11 protein-coding genes are annotated in these 15180 nt (G+C 62.6%); 3 read left to right on the forward strand and 8 right to left on the reverse strand.

Features of this window, described 5'->3' with window-relative positions; all coding sequences use genetic code 11:
* The first annotated feature begins 18 nt into the window (after positions 1–18).
* Positions 19–1596: an FAD-binding oxidoreductase gene (locus KHO33_RS25685; RefSeq protein ID WP_054034631.1), complete on the forward strand. Its 1578-nt coding sequence runs from the start codon at positions 19–21 to the stop codon at positions 1594–1596.
* 42 nt (positions 1597–1638) lie between these two features.
* Positions 1639–2046 carry a hypothetical protein gene (locus tag KHO33_RS25690; protein ID WP_054034630.1) on the forward strand — a complete coding sequence of 136 codons (408 nt, stop codon included), beginning with the start codon at positions 1639–1641 and terminating at the stop codon, positions 2044–2046.
* A gap of 4 nt (positions 2047–2050) precedes the next feature.
* On the opposite strand, the gene KHO33_RS25695 is transcribed toward KHO33_RS25690, so the two are convergent.
* The 8 genes from KHO33_RS25695 to KHO33_RS25730 form a co-directional block, all read right to left on the reverse strand.
* Positions 2051–2998, reverse strand: coding sequence for a DUF1571 domain-containing protein (locus KHO33_RS25695; protein WP_234480627.1), 948 nt, complete (start codon positions 2996–2998; stop codon positions 2051–2053).
* A gap of 146 nt (positions 2999–3144) precedes the next feature.
* A complete protein-coding gene (locus KHO33_RS25700; RefSeq protein ID WP_200565691.1) occupies positions 3145–4950 on the reverse strand; it encodes an AMP-binding protein in 1806 nt (601 codons plus the stop codon).
* Between the two features lie 150 nt (positions 4951–5100).
* Positions 5101–6402, reverse strand: a complete 1302-nt coding sequence (locus KHO33_RS25705; RefSeq protein WP_200565692.1) for an acetyl-CoA C-acetyltransferase — start codon at positions 6400–6402, stop codon at positions 5101–5103.
* Between the two features lie 101 nt (positions 6403–6503).
* Positions 6504–7424 (reverse strand): MaoC family dehydratase, encoded by a 921-nt coding sequence (locus KHO33_RS25710; protein ID WP_200565693.1) that lies wholly within the window; start codon positions 7422–7424, stop codon positions 6504–6506.
* 2 nt (positions 7425–7426) lie between these two features.
* Positions 7427–8839 carry a 3-oxoacyl-ACP reductase gene (locus tag KHO33_RS25715; RefSeq protein WP_054034629.1) on the reverse strand — a complete coding sequence of 471 codons (1413 nt, stop codon included), beginning with the start codon at positions 8837–8839 and terminating at the stop codon, positions 7427–7429.
* A 123-nt stretch (positions 8840–8962) separates the two neighbouring features.
* The gene (locus KHO33_RS25720; protein WP_200565694.1) at positions 8963–11461 is read right to left on the reverse strand and encodes an acyl-CoA dehydrogenase; all 2499 of its coding nucleotides are present in this window, start codon (positions 11459–11461) and stop codon (positions 8963–8965) included.
* 282 nt (positions 11462–11743) lie between these two features.
* Positions 11744–12637: a TetR/AcrR family transcriptional regulator gene (locus KHO33_RS25725; RefSeq protein ID WP_054034628.1), complete on the reverse strand. Its 894-nt coding sequence runs from the start codon at positions 12635–12637 to the stop codon at positions 11744–11746.
* Positions 12638–13074: 437 nt separating this feature from the next.
* Complete coding sequence (locus tag KHO33_RS25730) at positions 13075–14295, reverse strand: MFS transporter (protein WP_054034627.1); 1221 nt, start codon at positions 14293–14295, stop codon at positions 13075–13077.
* 419 nt (positions 14296–14714) lie between these two features.
* On the opposite strand from KHO33_RS25730, the gene KHO33_RS25735 reads away from it, so the two are divergent.
* A complete protein-coding gene (locus KHO33_RS25735) occupies positions 14715–15095 on the forward strand; it encodes an MAPEG family protein (RefSeq protein WP_200565695.1) in 381 nt (126 codons plus the stop codon).
* The last annotated feature ends 85 nt before the right edge of the window (positions 15096–15180 follow it).

A 15180-nucleotide genomic window follows, 5' to 3' on the forward strand; every position in this document is an offset into this window, starting at 1 on the left:
CGCCGCAAAGGAGATGCCTTGACGCGCAGCTTACCGCCGAAAGTTTCCGCCGCCGGGTTCGATCGCGCGCTCGCAGGCTGGCGCGCGATCGTCGGCGAGTCGCAGGTGGTGACCTCGGCCGCCGGGCTCGCCTCCTACCTCGATCCGTTCGCGCCCGGCGAGCGCGAAGCGTTCTCCGCGTCGGCCGCGTTGCTGCCGGCGTCGGTGGACGAGATACGCGCGGTGTTGCGGATTGCCAATCAATTTCGCATTCCGTTGTGGACGGTTTCGACCGGACGCAACTTCGCGTACGGTGGCGCCGCGCCGCGGCTCGCAGGTTCAGTCGTGCTCGATCTGCAGCGAATGAATCGCATCATCGAAGTGAACGAGACGCTCGCCTACGCATTGGTCGAACCGGGCGTCAGCTACTTCGATCTCTACGCGCATTTGCGCGAAAAAGGCTACAAGCTCTGGGTCGATCCGCCCGCGGCGGGTTGGGGCAGCGTGGTCGGCAATACGCTCGAGCGCGGTTTCGGATATACCGCGTACGGCGATCACGCGGCGACGCAGTGCGGTATGGAAGTGGTGCTCGCCAACGGCGACGTGTTGCGAACCGGGATGGGCGGAATCGAAATCGGTACCGCGTGGCAACTGTATCAACCGGGCTTTGGGCCTTCCTTCGATGCGATGTTCATGCAGTCGAACTATGGCATCGTGACCAAGCTCGGTGTCTGGCTGATGCCCGCGCCGCCCGCGTATCTGCTCGGCGAAATCCAGTTCCGGCACGAAGAGGATCTCGAAACGATCGTCGATATTTTGCGGCCATTGCGGCTCGATGAAACGATCCGCAACAACGCGGTGATCGAAGGCGGTTTGCGCAGGGCGGCGGGACTGTCGCCCCGTCAGCAGTGGTATGAAGGCAAAGGCGCAATGCCTGAAAACGCGGTGGTGGCCATGCTCGACAAGCTGAACGTAGGCCGCTGGAATCTTCATTTCGCGCTATACGGCACGCCTGAAGTGATCAACGCACGTTATGCGATCGTACAGCGCGCGTTTGCTCGCGTGCCGCAGGCGAAACTGTCGGCGGTCCGTTATAAGGGCGATGCACAACCCACCGCGGGCGGCGACCGCAACCTGGCCGGCATCCCGGCGATGAGCGCGTTTCGCATGCTCGACTGGCGCGGCGGCGCGGGCGCGCATGTGGACTTCGCGCCGGTGTGCCCGGCGACCGGGCGCGACGCGCTGCGTCAATATACGATGGTCAAGACGCGCGCGGCGGAATACGGCTTCGATTACTACGGCGGTTTTACGGCGGGCGTGCGCCATCTGCATCACATCTTCGCGGCGATCTTCGACCGCGACGACGCGAATCAGGTCGAGCAGGCCGGTGCTCTATTGCGGTCGCTGATGAGCGATGCGCGCGCGGCGGGTTACGGCGAATATCGCGCGCATCTCGCGTATATGGATTTCGCGGCGGCGCAGTACAGTTTCAACGACGGGGCGTTGCTGCGACTCTCGGAAACCATCAAGGACGCACTCGACCCGAACGGCATTCTCGCGCCGGGCAAGCAGGGGATCTGGCCGGCGGCGTGGCGCGACCGGCGAGGTTATACGTGAGACGCGTGAGGCGAATGAGTCAGTGAGCGAGGTGAACAGGAAATGGACCGACGTGCTTTCATGATGACCGGCGCATGGCTCTCGACCGCGGCAGGGGGCGTGTGGCCGTGGCTCGCTGACGCAGCCGCTCGCCACGATACGTTTGCCGTGATCGATTCCACGCTCGCCGGCGGCCCTGCATTCGCCGCCTACGTGGCACACATGAAACTGCCCGTCTTCGAAGCCGGTGACGACATCAGCGCGCTCTGGTACACGACACTTGCACTGCGTTTCGGGCAGACGTCTGCGCAATCGCCGGCGTCGCTGATCGGCCTCACACGCGCGTCCGATTACTTCGTGCTCAGGGAGCTTGCCACCCGCGTAGGCCAACTGGTCGAGCACAGCCACGAGCTGGGCGCGGGGCCCGTCGCACATGTCGCTTTCGCGCTGACACCACGCCTTATCCGCTAGCACCCTAGAACTTATAAGCCTTGTTCTTCGGATCGAAGGTGGAGTCGTCGAACGTTTTCGGCGTGATGCTTTCGAAGACGATCTTCTCGAAGATCTTGCCGTCGTTGTCATAAGACTCGACGGTGCGGAAATATGGATGCCGCAGATCCAGCCCGAGCGTTTCTTTCTTCGCATAGAACTGCGGCTGGCCGTTCGGCGTTTCGAAGGTGAAGGCAACCACGCGCACGCCGTCGATCGTTTTCACTTCCACCTGAGTCGAGCGCGGCAAGCCGGCCTCGACGTATTTCTTGCCTTCGGAGAGGTACTGGCCGGCAATGTACTCGGTGCCGAGATCGCGCACCTGGTGGTTCGATTGCGCACGGGCGAGGGCGCCGTTCAGCGAAGTCCACAGTGGCATCACGTTCATGATGCCGCCGAGGTGGCCATACATTTCGTCGGTGCGTTTGGACTCGTCGTAGATGATTTCCTGGCCGGCGTGCGCGCCGTCGGGCAGCCATTTTGCGTAGATTCGCAACGGATCGTGAGCGATGCGCACCAGCATGTGATCGGGCTTGTCGGGCCACTGGCCGTGAATGCGTTCCGAGCGCGACATGGTGAACTCGTATGACGGAAAACCGTTCGGCCCTTCCTTGACGTAGCGCGGTAACGCAAGCGGATCGAGCGACTGGAACAGGGCGACCAGTTGTGCGTCATCGAGCTTCTCCATGGCGCCGCTCTGTTGCGCGGCGCGCAGCCACTTGACCTGCTGATCGAGCGTGAGCTTGCCGACCTGCGAGGAGGGCGTGGAGGGCGCCTTGACAGCGTTGGCGGTGTCGAGCGCGGGCGGCGTGTCGTCGTTCTGCGCGAACGCCGCTGGCGTTGCCAGAGCGGCGACGCTGGCCACCAGCGCACCGATCAGAAGTCTTCGTAACGAAACCGCACGCCATGGAGCGGCGAGAGACGCGCCCAACATGGCGGTCTCCGACGAAAAACGGGCGAGGCGCATGAAGGCCGGCGAGCGGCTCAAGCGACTCGAGCGGCGTGAGCGTGCGGACATGCTGTGCTTCATGAATCTCTCCGAAAGGATGGCGCAAGGCATGGTGCCAGGCGCGTTGCCTGTCAGGCAGGTTTTTGCTTCGCGAGTTCCTCGTCGCGCAGCGCACGGCGCAGAATCTTACCGACGTTGGTTTGCGGCAGCTCGTCGCGGAACTCGACGAGTTTCGGCACCTTGTACCCCGTGAGGTTCTTGCGGCAGTGGGCGATCACCTGTTCCGCTGTCAGCGACGGGTTGCGCTTGACGATGAACACCTTCACGCGCTCGCCTTGCGCCTCGTCGGGCACGCCGATTGCGGCGACTTCGCGCACATCCGGAAGCATCGCGATCACGTCTTCGATTTCGTTCGGATAGACGTTGAAGCCTGACACCAGGATCATGTCTTTCTTCCGGTCGATCAGGCGGATGAAGCCGCGCGAATCCATCACGCCGATGTCGCCGGTGGCGAGCCAGCCATCTTCGTCGATCGCCTTGGCGGTTTCTTCCGGACGGTTCCAGTAGCCTTTCATCACCTGCGGGCCCTTCACGCAAAGTTCGCCGGCTTCACCGATGTTTGCCCACGACCCGTCGTCTTTCCTGAAACGTACTTGCGTGGACGGCGCGGGCAAACCGATCGAGCCTTCGAAGTCGCGCAGATTGGTCAGGTCGACCGGATTCATCGACACGATCGGCGAGCACTCGGTCAGCCCATAGCCTTCGATGATCGGCTTGCCGGTGACCGCCTTGAAGCGATCGGCAACCGACTTCTGCGTGGCCATGCCGCCGGCCATCGCGAGTTTCAGGTTCGAGAAGTCGCGCTTGCAGAATTCTTCGTTGTCGAGGAACGCGTTGTAGAGCGTGTTCACCGCGGTGATGCCGGTAAATTTCTCGTGACGGATGATCATCATCACGCGCTTCATGTCGCGCGGATTGGCGATCAGGATGTTGCGCCCGCCAAGGCCCATGAAGATCAGCGCGTTCACCGTCAGCGAATAGATGTGATAGAGCGGCAGCGGCGTGAGCACTGTTTCGATGTCGCCGCTCAACTGACCCTCGGACCAGACCTTCGCCTGCAGCAGGTTGGCGATGATGTTCCTGTGCGTAAGCATGGCGCCTTTGGCCACGCCCGTGGTGCCGCCGGTGTATTGCAGGAAGGCGATGTCGTTGTGCGTGGGACGCACGGGCGTCAGCGGCCGCGTGTAACCGATCGATAGCGCGTCGAGCAGCGGCACCGCTTTCGGCAGCTTGTATTCCGGCACCATCTTCTTCACATGGCGCAGCATGAAATTGAGCAGACGTCCCTTCAGATTCAGGCCGTCGGCGAGCAGATCGCCGAGACCCGTCACGATAACGTTCTGTATTTTGGTGCCGGGCAGCGCGTCTTCGACGGTCTTCGCGAAGTTCTCGAACACGATGATGGTTTGCGCGCCGCTGTCCTTCAACTGATGCGCGAGTTCACGCACCGTGTAGAGCGGATTCACGTTGACCACCACGCCGCCCGCCTTGAGTACGCCGAACAACGACACCGGATACTGGAACGTATTCGGCAGCATGATCGCGACACGCTCGCCGGGCTTCACGCCGATGCTTTGCAGATACGCGGCAAACGCGGCCGCCTTACGGCCGAGCTCGCCGTACGTCATGTTCGCGCCGACGCTCACATACGCAACGCGCTCGCGAAACTTCGCGATGCATTCGTCGAAGAACTGCACGATCGACTCGTACTGGTTGACGTCGATCTCATGCGGGACGTCTGCGGGATAGGACGCGTACCAGATGCCGTCGGTGTTGGGCGCGCGATTCGCCGCCTGACTGGGCGCCGGGTCCGCTGCATTCGCGAGCGGTGTGGATCCGGCGGCGGGCGAGAGCGGGGCTTGCGTGGGCTGGGTCATCGGTCGTCTCCTGAAGCAGTCGCTTCATCGGTTTGTATGCTGGTCTTGCAGCCAGTCATTGAAGTCATCAAGGCGGCAATCAAAGCGGTCATTGCTGCAGCCTTCGAAACAGGTCATGCATTGAAACATACGCTGCGGCAGGCGCGACGCTCAGCGCTCCAGAATTGCCACCACACCCTGCCCACCCGCCGCGCAGATCGAGATCAGTCCGCGCGCGGTGCCGGCCGGCTTGTCGAGTTGCGCGAGCATCTTTGCGAGTCCGGCGACGATCCGGCCGCCCGTGGCGGCAAACGGATGGCCGGTGGCGAGCGAGCTGCCATTCACATTCAATTTTGCCCGATCGATCGCGCCGAGCGGCCCGGGCAAGCCGAGCTGCGTGCGGCAATACTCGTCATCCTGCCACGCCGCGAGCGTGCACAACACTTGCGCCGCGAAGGCTTCGTGAATTTCGTATAGATCGAAGTCCTGCAAGGTGAGTCCGGCGCGCGCCAGCATGCGCGGCACGGCGTAGGCGGGCGCCATCAGCAGGCCTTCCTTCTTGTCGAAAAAGTCGACGGCGGCGGTTTCGGACCAGCTCAGATACGCCAGCACCGGCAGGCCATGTTTGGCTGCCCATTCTTCGCTTGCGAGCAGCACGGCGGAGGCGCCGTCCGTCAGCGGTGTCGAATTGCCGGCGGTCAGCGTGCCCGCGTCGCGATCGAATACCGGCTTCAGACCGGAGAGTTTTTCGAGCGTCAGGTCGGAACGCAGATTGTTGTCGCGCGCAAGGCCACGATACGGCGTCATCAGATCGTTGACGAAGCCGCGCGCATACGCCTCGGTGAGCTTGCGGTGACTCTCGTAAGCGAGCACGTCCTGCGCTTCGCGCGAGATGTTCCAGCGCTTGGCCATCAGCTCGCAGTGCTCGCCCATCGAAAGCCCTGTGCGCGGCTCGCCGTTGCGCGGCAACAGCGGTTTGAAGAACATGCCCGGCCGCAGTTTGGCGAGCGCACCGACACGTTGGCCGGTGCTCTTGCCGCGATTCGCTTCGAGCAGGATCTTGCGCATGCGCTCGTTGACGCCGATCGGTGCATCGGAGGTCGTATCGACGCCGCCCGCGATTCCCACTTCGATCTGCCCGAGCGCGATCTTGTTGGCAACGAGAATTGCCGCTTCCAGCCCGGTGCCGCAGGCCTGCTGCACGTCGTAGGCGGGCGTTTCTTTGGCAAGCGTGGTGGACAGCACGGATTCACGCGTCAGGTTGAAGTCGCGCGAATGCTTGATGACTGCGCCGGCCGCCACTTCGCCAAGACGTTCGCCGTGCAGGTTGTAGCGGTCGATCAGGCCTTGCAGCGTGAAGGTCAGCATGTCCTGGTTCGATGCGGTCGCGTAAGCGGTGTTCGAGCGGGCAAACGGAATCCGGTTGCCGCCGATAATGGCGACGCGGCGCACGGCGGGCAGCGGGTTGGACATGCTTGGCTCCTTTGGGTCGTTCCCTGGTTATTGAACGGTGCGAATGAGACGAATGGTGAGTCCCGTACTGTGACGAAAACATGCGTGTATCTGTGCGTGCTTCATAGCAACTTCCACTGCATGCGTCCGCGCAAATGCGGTTTTTCTCCGGCAATGTCGCGTACCTCGATGTCGCGCTCGATCAGCGAGGGCGATGCGCTCCATAGCGATGCCTCGCCCGGCAGCAGCATCGGCAATTTGAATTCGGCACTCAACGTAGCCTCGGCGAGCGGTTTCGGCGGTTGCAGCGCGGCGGCGGCGCGCGCGAGCGTCCACATGCCATGTGCAATCGCACGCGGAAAACCGAATGCCTTCGCGGATAGTGCGGTGAGGTGAATTGGGTTGTAATCGCCGGACACACGCGCATAGTCGCGGCCCAGTTGCGGTGGCAGTTGCCAGCGCGAGATGCGCTCCAGCGCATCGGGTCCGAGTTCCAGCGGATCGAGCGGACTGCCGCTCGCCGGCACACCGCGTTTCAGATAGACGCTGTCGCCATCCCAAACCGCTTCGCCGCGGCGGTACATGCGGGTATGCAGCACGAACGCCTGGCCCTTGTCGTGACGCAGCAGCGCGCCGAATTCCACCTCGACGCGCAACATGTCCTTATAGGCGAGCGGCCGGCGCAGCCGCACGTGGTTCGCCAGATGCACGAGGCCGAGCGCCGGCCAGGGAAACGCCGGATCGGTGAGCATCAGCAGATGCAGCGGGAAGGCTAGCAGATGCGGATATGTGAGCGGTACGCCGTGCTCGGGGATGAAGCCGCAGACCCGCGAATAACGCCAGATCGGCCCGGGGTCGAGGACCACCGCGGGACGCACGAGGCGCAATGCCGGCAGCTGCGTGTCGCGCCCGCGTTTGACGATGCCGGACAACGCGCGCCCATACAGTTTCGCCGGCGCGGGCAATTGCTCGATGATGACGGTCTTCGGACGGGCCGCGCCCGCTGCGTGACCACCCCGGAACGGATCACCCGGTTCACCCATGCTCACGCTCCAATCAGGCTTTGTCCGCACACGCGCACGATCTGCCCACTCACGCCCGCCGATCCCGGATGCGCGAGCCACGCGATGGTCTGCGCGACATCCACCGGCTGACCGCCCTGGCTCATCGAGTTCATCCGTCGGCCGGCTTCGCGGATGGTCAACGGAATCTTCGCGGTCATCTGCGTTTCGATAAAGCCGGGCGCAACCGCGTTGATCGTGATGCCGCGCGCGCGCAGATGCGGCGCCATGCTTTGCACCCGGCCGATCACGCCGGCTTTTGATGCGGCGTAATTGGTCTGACCGAGATTGCCCGCAATGCCGCTGATCGACGACACGCCGATGATGCGGCCACCGTCGCGCAGAATGCCTGCCGCGAGCAGAGCGTCGTCGATCCGCTCCTGCGCGGACAGGTTGATGTCGATTACGCTTTGCCACGCGGCGTCGGTCATCTTCGCGATGGTTTTGTCTTTTGTGATGCCCGCGTTGTGCACGACGATGTCCACGCCTTGTTCGTCGAGCGCCGCGGCGATCTGCGCGGGCGCTTCGGGCGCGGCGATGTCGAACGCGAGGGCGGTGCCGTTCAACTGGCGCATGGTCGAATCGAGCGCGTCGCGCGCTGACGGAATGTCGATGCCGATCACGTGCGCGCCTTCCGCGGCGAGCACGCTCGCGATCGATGCGCCGATGCCGCGCGCCGCGCCGGTGACCACGGCACGCCGGCCCGCGAGCGGCTGATTCCAATCGAACGCCGGCAAGGCATCGGCGCCGGCGCGCACACCGACGCGCACCACCTGGCCCGACACATACGCGGAACGCGGCGATAGAAAGAAGCGCAACGTTGCTTCGATACCGTTCTCGGCGCCTTGCTCCACGTAGACGAGATTCGCGGTAATGCCGCGCCGTGCTTCCTTGCCGAGCGAACGCGTGAGGCCTTCGAGCGCGCGCTGCGCGGTCCATTGGCGCGGCGTTGCGCAAGCTTCCGGCGGCCGCCCCAGCACAATGATGCGGCCGCACTTGCCGAGCGAGCGCAACGTGTCGTGGAAGAACCCGTGCAGCGGTTCGAGCTGGCTGCTGTCTTCGATACCGCTCGCATCAAACAGCAGGGCGGTGAGCTTGCCGTGCGAACCGGACTCCGCCGGTTCGAAACGGCCGGTCATCAGACCATGGCGATTCGCGAGCGGTACCCACAGCCCCGCGCTTTCATGGGCCACGCTGGTCATGCCGACGCTCGCCACGAGATTCGCGAGCGCGTCGAGCAGATGCGGTTCGCGGCCCGCGCCGATCGCGATCAGTCCGTCGAACTCGGGCCGGTCGGCGCGATAGCGGTGCAACACCTCGGGCTTCGGTAAGCCTAAGGAGCGCGCGAGGCGCGCGCCGAACGGCGAATTGACGAAGTTCAGGTAAGAGTCGTTCATATTATTGCTTGCTCCGCTGGCCACGCTCCGAAGGAAGTCCGATCGGGGACTTCAAACGTGTGTCAGTGTGCACCCAGTTTGAGGCATCTGGGTGAGCCCCGGCTGGATGTTTTTTCAAGGCGCTCAGGCTGCGAGCTCCAGCGCTTTTTCGAGCGCGTCCTTGCGCTTTTGCAAATTGGCGAGCATGTCGAAGTCGGCCGGGAAGTCGTCGACCTTCACGACTTGCGCGCCATACCGCGCATAGTCCTCGAGCACACGGCGATCGTCGGCGTCGATCAGACCTTTCTGTTGCGCCGTCTCGGTCCACGCGGCCAGTTGCGGCAGGCTCTGCGGCATCGGTTCGAGCAGGCCTTGTTTGACCGCGTCGCGAAGTTTCTGGTCGATCTCCGTGAAGCGCGGGTTCAGCTCGAATACGAGCTCGCCGTAGCCGAGCGCGTCGACATCCGGATGCGGTACGTACGAGTCGGACACGAGGCGGTTGCGTGCCGCGCCCGGCGTTTGCATCAGTTCCGCGATCTCAGTGCCGAGGCGATCGGACGGCTCGCGATGCGGCAGGCCGAACGGAAATGCCAGCACGCGCACGAGACCCGCGGCGAGGCGGTTCGGGTAGTTCGCGAGTACGCCGTCGAGCGCATGCTGTGCCTTATACAGCGAATCTTCGACACCCCAGCGCACGAGCGGCAGGTCTTCTTCCTGACGGCCTTCGTCTTCGAAACGCTTGAGTGTCGCGGAGATCAGGTAGAGCTGTGAGAGCACGTCGCCGAGTCGCCCGGAGATGCGCTCACGCCGCTTCAGATCGCCGCCGAGCACGAACATGGAGACATCGGCGAGCAACGCGAACGCGGTGGAGATGCGAGTGGCCGCTCGGTAGTACGACAGCAGCGGGGCGTACGCCATGCGCGGTTTGGTGATGAACGCGCCGCCGGTGACGCCATAAACGAAACTGCGGACCACGTTAGAGAGTGTGAAGCTGACGTGACCGAAGAAGGCTGCATCGAAATCGCGCAGCGCCTTGCTGCGATCGGTTTCACGCGTGGCCTCCATTTCCTTCAGCACATACGGATGACAGCGAATCGCCCCCTGGCCGAAGATGATCAGGCAACGCGTGAGGATGTTCGCGCCTTCCACGGTGATCGCAATCGGCACCTGCTGATAGGCGCGCGCGAGGAAGTTCGACGGCCCCATGCAGATGCCCTTGCCGGCGGCGACGTCCATGCCGTCGTTGATGACCATGCGGGCGCGTTCGGTGATGTGATACTTCGCGATCGCCGAAATCACCGAGGGCTTTTCGCCGAGGTCCACAGCATGCGCGGACAGCCGGCGCGCGGCGTCCATCACGTAGAGATTGCCGCCCATGCGGCCGAGCGCTTCCTGCACGCCCTCGAACTTGCCGACGGGTGTGCGGAACTGGCGGCGAATCGCGGCATAGGCGCCGGTGCCGCGCACGGCGATCTTCGCCATCCCCACATTCGACGACGGCAGCGAAATCGCACGGCCTGCTGCGAGACACTCCATCAGCATGCGCCAGCCGTTGCCGACTTGCGCGCGGCCGCCGATCACCCAGTCGAGTGGAATGAAGACGTCTTTGCCCGAGTTCGGACCGTTCTGGAACACGGCATTTAGCGGCCAGTGACGGCGGCCGATGTTGACGCCCGGATGGTCGGTCGGAATCAGCGCGCAGGTGATGCCGGGCTCTTCTTCCGAGCCGAGCAGATGGTCCGGATCGAGTGCGCGGAACGCGAGGCCGAGTACGGTCGCGATCGGTCCGAGCGTGATGTAGCGCTTGTCCCACGTGACGCGAAAACCCAGCGTTTCGCGGCCTTCAAACGTACCCTTGCAGACGATGCCGACATCGGGAATCGCCGCCGCATCGGAGCCGGCATATGGGCTCGTCAACGCGAAGCAGGGGATATCGTCGCCGCGAGCGAGGCGCGGCAGATAATGGTTCTTCTGCTCTTCGGTGCCGTAGTGCATCAGCAACTCGGCCGGGCCGAGCGAGTTCGGCACCATCACCGAAACGGCGGCGGCCGAACAACGCGTGGAGAGCTTCATGATGACCTGTGAATGCGCGTAAGCGGAGAACTGCTTGCCGCCGTACTGCTTCGGAATGATCATGCCGAGAAAGCCGCGCTCCTTGATGTACTGCCAGGTTTCCGGCGACAGGTCCTGCCACACCATGCTGGTTTCCCAGTCGTTCGCGAGATCGCAGAGTTGCTCGCATTCGACATCGAGAAACGCTTGTTCTTCGGCGGAGAGCGTGGCTGGACCATAGCCGAGCAGCGTGTCCCAATGCGGGCGTCCGGAGAACAGTTGGGCGTCCCACCAGACGGTGCCGGCTTCGATGGCGTCACGCTCGGTCGGCGACATCTCCGGCAGGACCTTGCGGAAAATGTCGAGCACCGGTTTCGTGAGCCACGTGCGGCGCAGCGGTTTGATCGTGAGGACGAGGGCGGGAAGGACGAAGACGATCGCGAGCAGGGTTGTCGCCACCGGTCCCGCTGCTCCGCTGACATGCGCGGCCGCCACCCAGACGATCATGAAGGCAAGCCACCATGAGGCGCGCGCCTGAACGTAGACGAGCGCGAGAGCGGCAATGACTAACACTAGGATGAACCACGGCATGACGTTTCCTCCTGTTTCGATGGTGCGTGCGAACGCATCCACGGGTCGCGGACGGCTCGCGTTCTATTGATCTTCTAACTGGCGGTGTTGCTGCTACGTCGCGTGCTCAGGACGCTTTTGCGTTGCGCCCCTGCTGCGTTTTTCGTGTCGTTTTTTCAATTCGACAGCGTGACGTTGTTTAGGTGCGGGACTTAGACGTGCTGCTCGGATATGCGGTATTCATTCATGTTTTTGCACGCGGACGGCCCAGCGCGGCGCCGCCCGCATCAGCTTCAGTTCCAGTCAGGCCGTGCCGTGCAACGCGGGCTGAAATGAACTCGCCTCAACGTCGCCACCACGGCGTTCACCGTCCGAGACCGCCGACGCCGACGATTCGAATCCGCCAGATTCAGTCGATCCGCCCGCCGCCGGCTGCGTACCCGCAATACCTGCAGCAGGATTCGCGCCTTCCGCCTGGCCTTCCACGCCGCCTTCGGTGGCGTCGCCCAGCACGGCGGCGAATGTGGCCAGTTGCGAGCCGTCGGGCAAGGGCGCTTTCAGCGCGGCGACCATCAGCGAAGCAAGACGTGCGATCAGTTGCAGGTCGTTCATCGACTTGCCCTGCGAGAACTCAGAAATCAGGCTGTCGGTATCAGTGCCGGCCAGCACGCCGGACAGCGCGCCGATCGCGAAGTGCAGACGCCAGCCGAGCTCTTCACGCGGCAGATGCGGCAGCGCACGCTGGAACGCTTCGAAAAAGCGTATCGCTACGGATTCGTAATGCGCATTCAGAAAGTCGCGAATGAACGACGACGGATCGGTGTAGGCGCGCCCCAGCAAACGCAAAAACGCCTTGCCGCCCACACGCGGATCGCGCGAGAGCCGCAGCGCCGGAATGAACATGGCGCCGAGCACGTGCTCGCAGGTCAGACGCGCGCCGAGCATCTGGTCGAAGCGGTCGAGCAGCTTGAGCCGCTCCTGGTTGAGCCGGTCGAGCCGGCGCGACAGCATCGAGTGAATCAGCGATTCCTTGCTGCCGAAGTGGTAGTTGACTGCCGCGAGATTCACTTCGGCCCGCGAAGTAATCTGGCGCAGGGACATGGCCTCATAGCCGCATTCGATGAACAGTGTTTCGGCGGCGTCGAGGATGCGGGACTTCGTGTCGCCGGCATGCCGGCCTGTTGTGCGAACTGCCATTTTGCGTCTCCCAGTTGCCGGGCATCCGGCCCGCAAACAAGCGATTCAAATGACTATTTGAAACAGCCGTTTTTTTCAGGATAAAGAAGAATCGGGACTGCGATCAAGGGCTCGGTGTGGACTAACTCCTCTAGAAGACCTGACGAAGGTCCGTTTTTCCAATGCGCGCGGGCGCGTCAAACCGCGCGGAAATAAAAAAGGCCGTTCCGATCGAAATCGGAACGGCCTCGTATTGCTTGCTACCTGTGTTTGGCCTTGCGTTTGTTTTCTGGTGCCGGGTTCGTGCGTTCCTGCTTTGCGTTTGCCCGGCGCCTGTCGTGCTGCTTGTGTCGCTTCGTGGCGGTTCGTGCCGCCTTTGTAGCTATTGTGCCCGATAACGCGCCGGCGAAATAGCTGTTTAGTTCGAACGCTTAAAGCTGTGCCGCGAGGCGACTTCTTCAGGTGCTTGCCGCGACCTCTTTCGCCGACTGCGTCATGTCGATGCCGCGACGTTCGCGGCTGAACGGAATCAGCGCGGCGATCACCACCACCACGATACCGATCACGACTGCCATGACCAGTGCGTAGTTATTGCCGTGCGCTTCGGCGGCGCTCGCCTGCAGCGGGCCATTCACCGACGCGATCAGATTGCCGAGTTGGTACACGAGGCCCGGGAACGTCGCGCGAATTTCATCGGGCGAGATTTCGTTCAGGTGTACCGGAATCACCCCCCATGCGCCTTGAACTGAGATCTGCATCAGGAAGGCACCGGCCGCGAGCAGCACAGGCGTGGTGGAGAAGGCCCACAGCGGCAACACCGGCAACGCGATCAGGGCGGCGATGAAGATTGCGCGCTTGCGGCCGATCTTCTCCGAGAACCAGCCGAAGAACAGGCCGCCGCAAATCGCGCCGATGTTCAGCGTGATCGTGATCCATGACACCGTATGCGCATCGAACCCATGCTGCACGCGCAGGAAGGTCGGATACAGATCCTGCGAACCGTGCGAGAAGAAGTTGAACGCGGTCATCAGCACGATAGAGTAGAGCGACAGGCCGATGTTCTGCTTCAACGTGGCGACGAGACCCGGGCGCACTTTCTTCTCGAGCGTCTTGAAGGCCGGCGACTCCGGCACGTGTGCTCGCACGTACAGCACGAGCAACGCCGGCAGCACGCCGACGAAGAACATGCCACGCCAGCCGATGTATTGATAGAAGACGCCGAACACGACCGATGCGAGCAGGTAGCCGCTCGGATAGCCGGCCTGCAGCAGACCCGAGACGATGCCGCGCGACTTGGGCGGCACGGTTTCCATCGTCAGTGCGCCGCCCACGCCCCATTCGCCGCCCATTGCGATACCGAACAGGGCGCGTAGCACGAGCAGGGTGGTCAGGTTAGGCGAAAAGCCGGACAGCAATTCCAGCAGGGAGAAGCAAGCGATGTTGACCATCAGCGTCGGGCGGCGACCGTACTTGTCGGCGAGCCAGCCGAAAATCAATGCGCCGAGTGGACGCATTATCAGGGTCAGCATAATGCCGAACGCAACCGTCGGGATTTTTGTATTGAATTCCGCCGCGATATCTTTCAATACGAACACCATTAGAAAGAAATCGAATGCGTCGAGAGTCCAGCCCAGATAGGCGGCGATCGTGACGTTTCTCTGTTCCCGTGTCCAGCTCATTGATTGTTCTCCTGAGTCTCCAATAACCCGTGTTTGACGACGGGCGGCTCTGCAGCCCCGTGCGACCCGTAGTGCGGGCTTCGAGCGAGTGTACGCCGAGCGTTAAACGCTTGCATGGTAGATGCCGCGTTTATCCGTATTAATCCCTGGAGCGAATTCCGGCGCGAATCTCAATGCATGGCGGATGTCGGCTTAATGTAATTATTGTATTAATCGCGTTTGATAAACTGTTTGTTATTTGTAATGTATTTTTCGCGCTTTTTTAGCGTTGACGAAGCGGGTAATCCGGTCAATCTGACTGCGTCGTTGCGAGTTTTTGTAGAGGCGGCGCTCGCGGGATTCAGGTTGGCGACAGCGGATGCAGGCGGGTATAAAAGCGGCTCGCGGCATTCGCGCCGTGCATACAAGGAGACTGACGAATGACGATTCCGCATTTATGCCTGCTCATCGTAGTGGTGCTGCCGTTCCCGTGGATCATGCTGGCGAAGGTCAGCAAGCGCTACGACAATGCCGTGCCGCGCGCTTATCTCGCGGGCCTCGAAGGCTGGCGCGCGCGTGCTCACGCTGCGCATCAGAACGCGTGGGAAGCATTGGCGATGTTCACTGCCGCGATCGTCGTCGCGGGGCAGGCAGGCGGTTCGGGTTCGAACCCGTGGGTCAACTGGCTGGCGATTACCTTTGTCGTCGCGCGCGTGCTGCACGGCGTTTTGTATGTCGCGAATCTGGCGTCGTTGCGCTCGCTGGTGTGGTTTGTCGGCGTCGCTTGCGTGGTGTCGATGTTTTTCGTGTCGGTGAACTGAGGTCGCACGCGGACGTGGGTGCGTGCAACCTATGCGCATGACGCATCAGTCGAGTAGAAAAAGCAATTTGATTCATGTTGCGTCG

The organism is Paraburkholderia nemoris (genome assembly GCF_905221015.1).
Lineage (GTDB): Bacteria > Pseudomonadota > Gammaproteobacteria > Burkholderiales > Burkholderiaceae > Paraburkholderia > Paraburkholderia nemoris.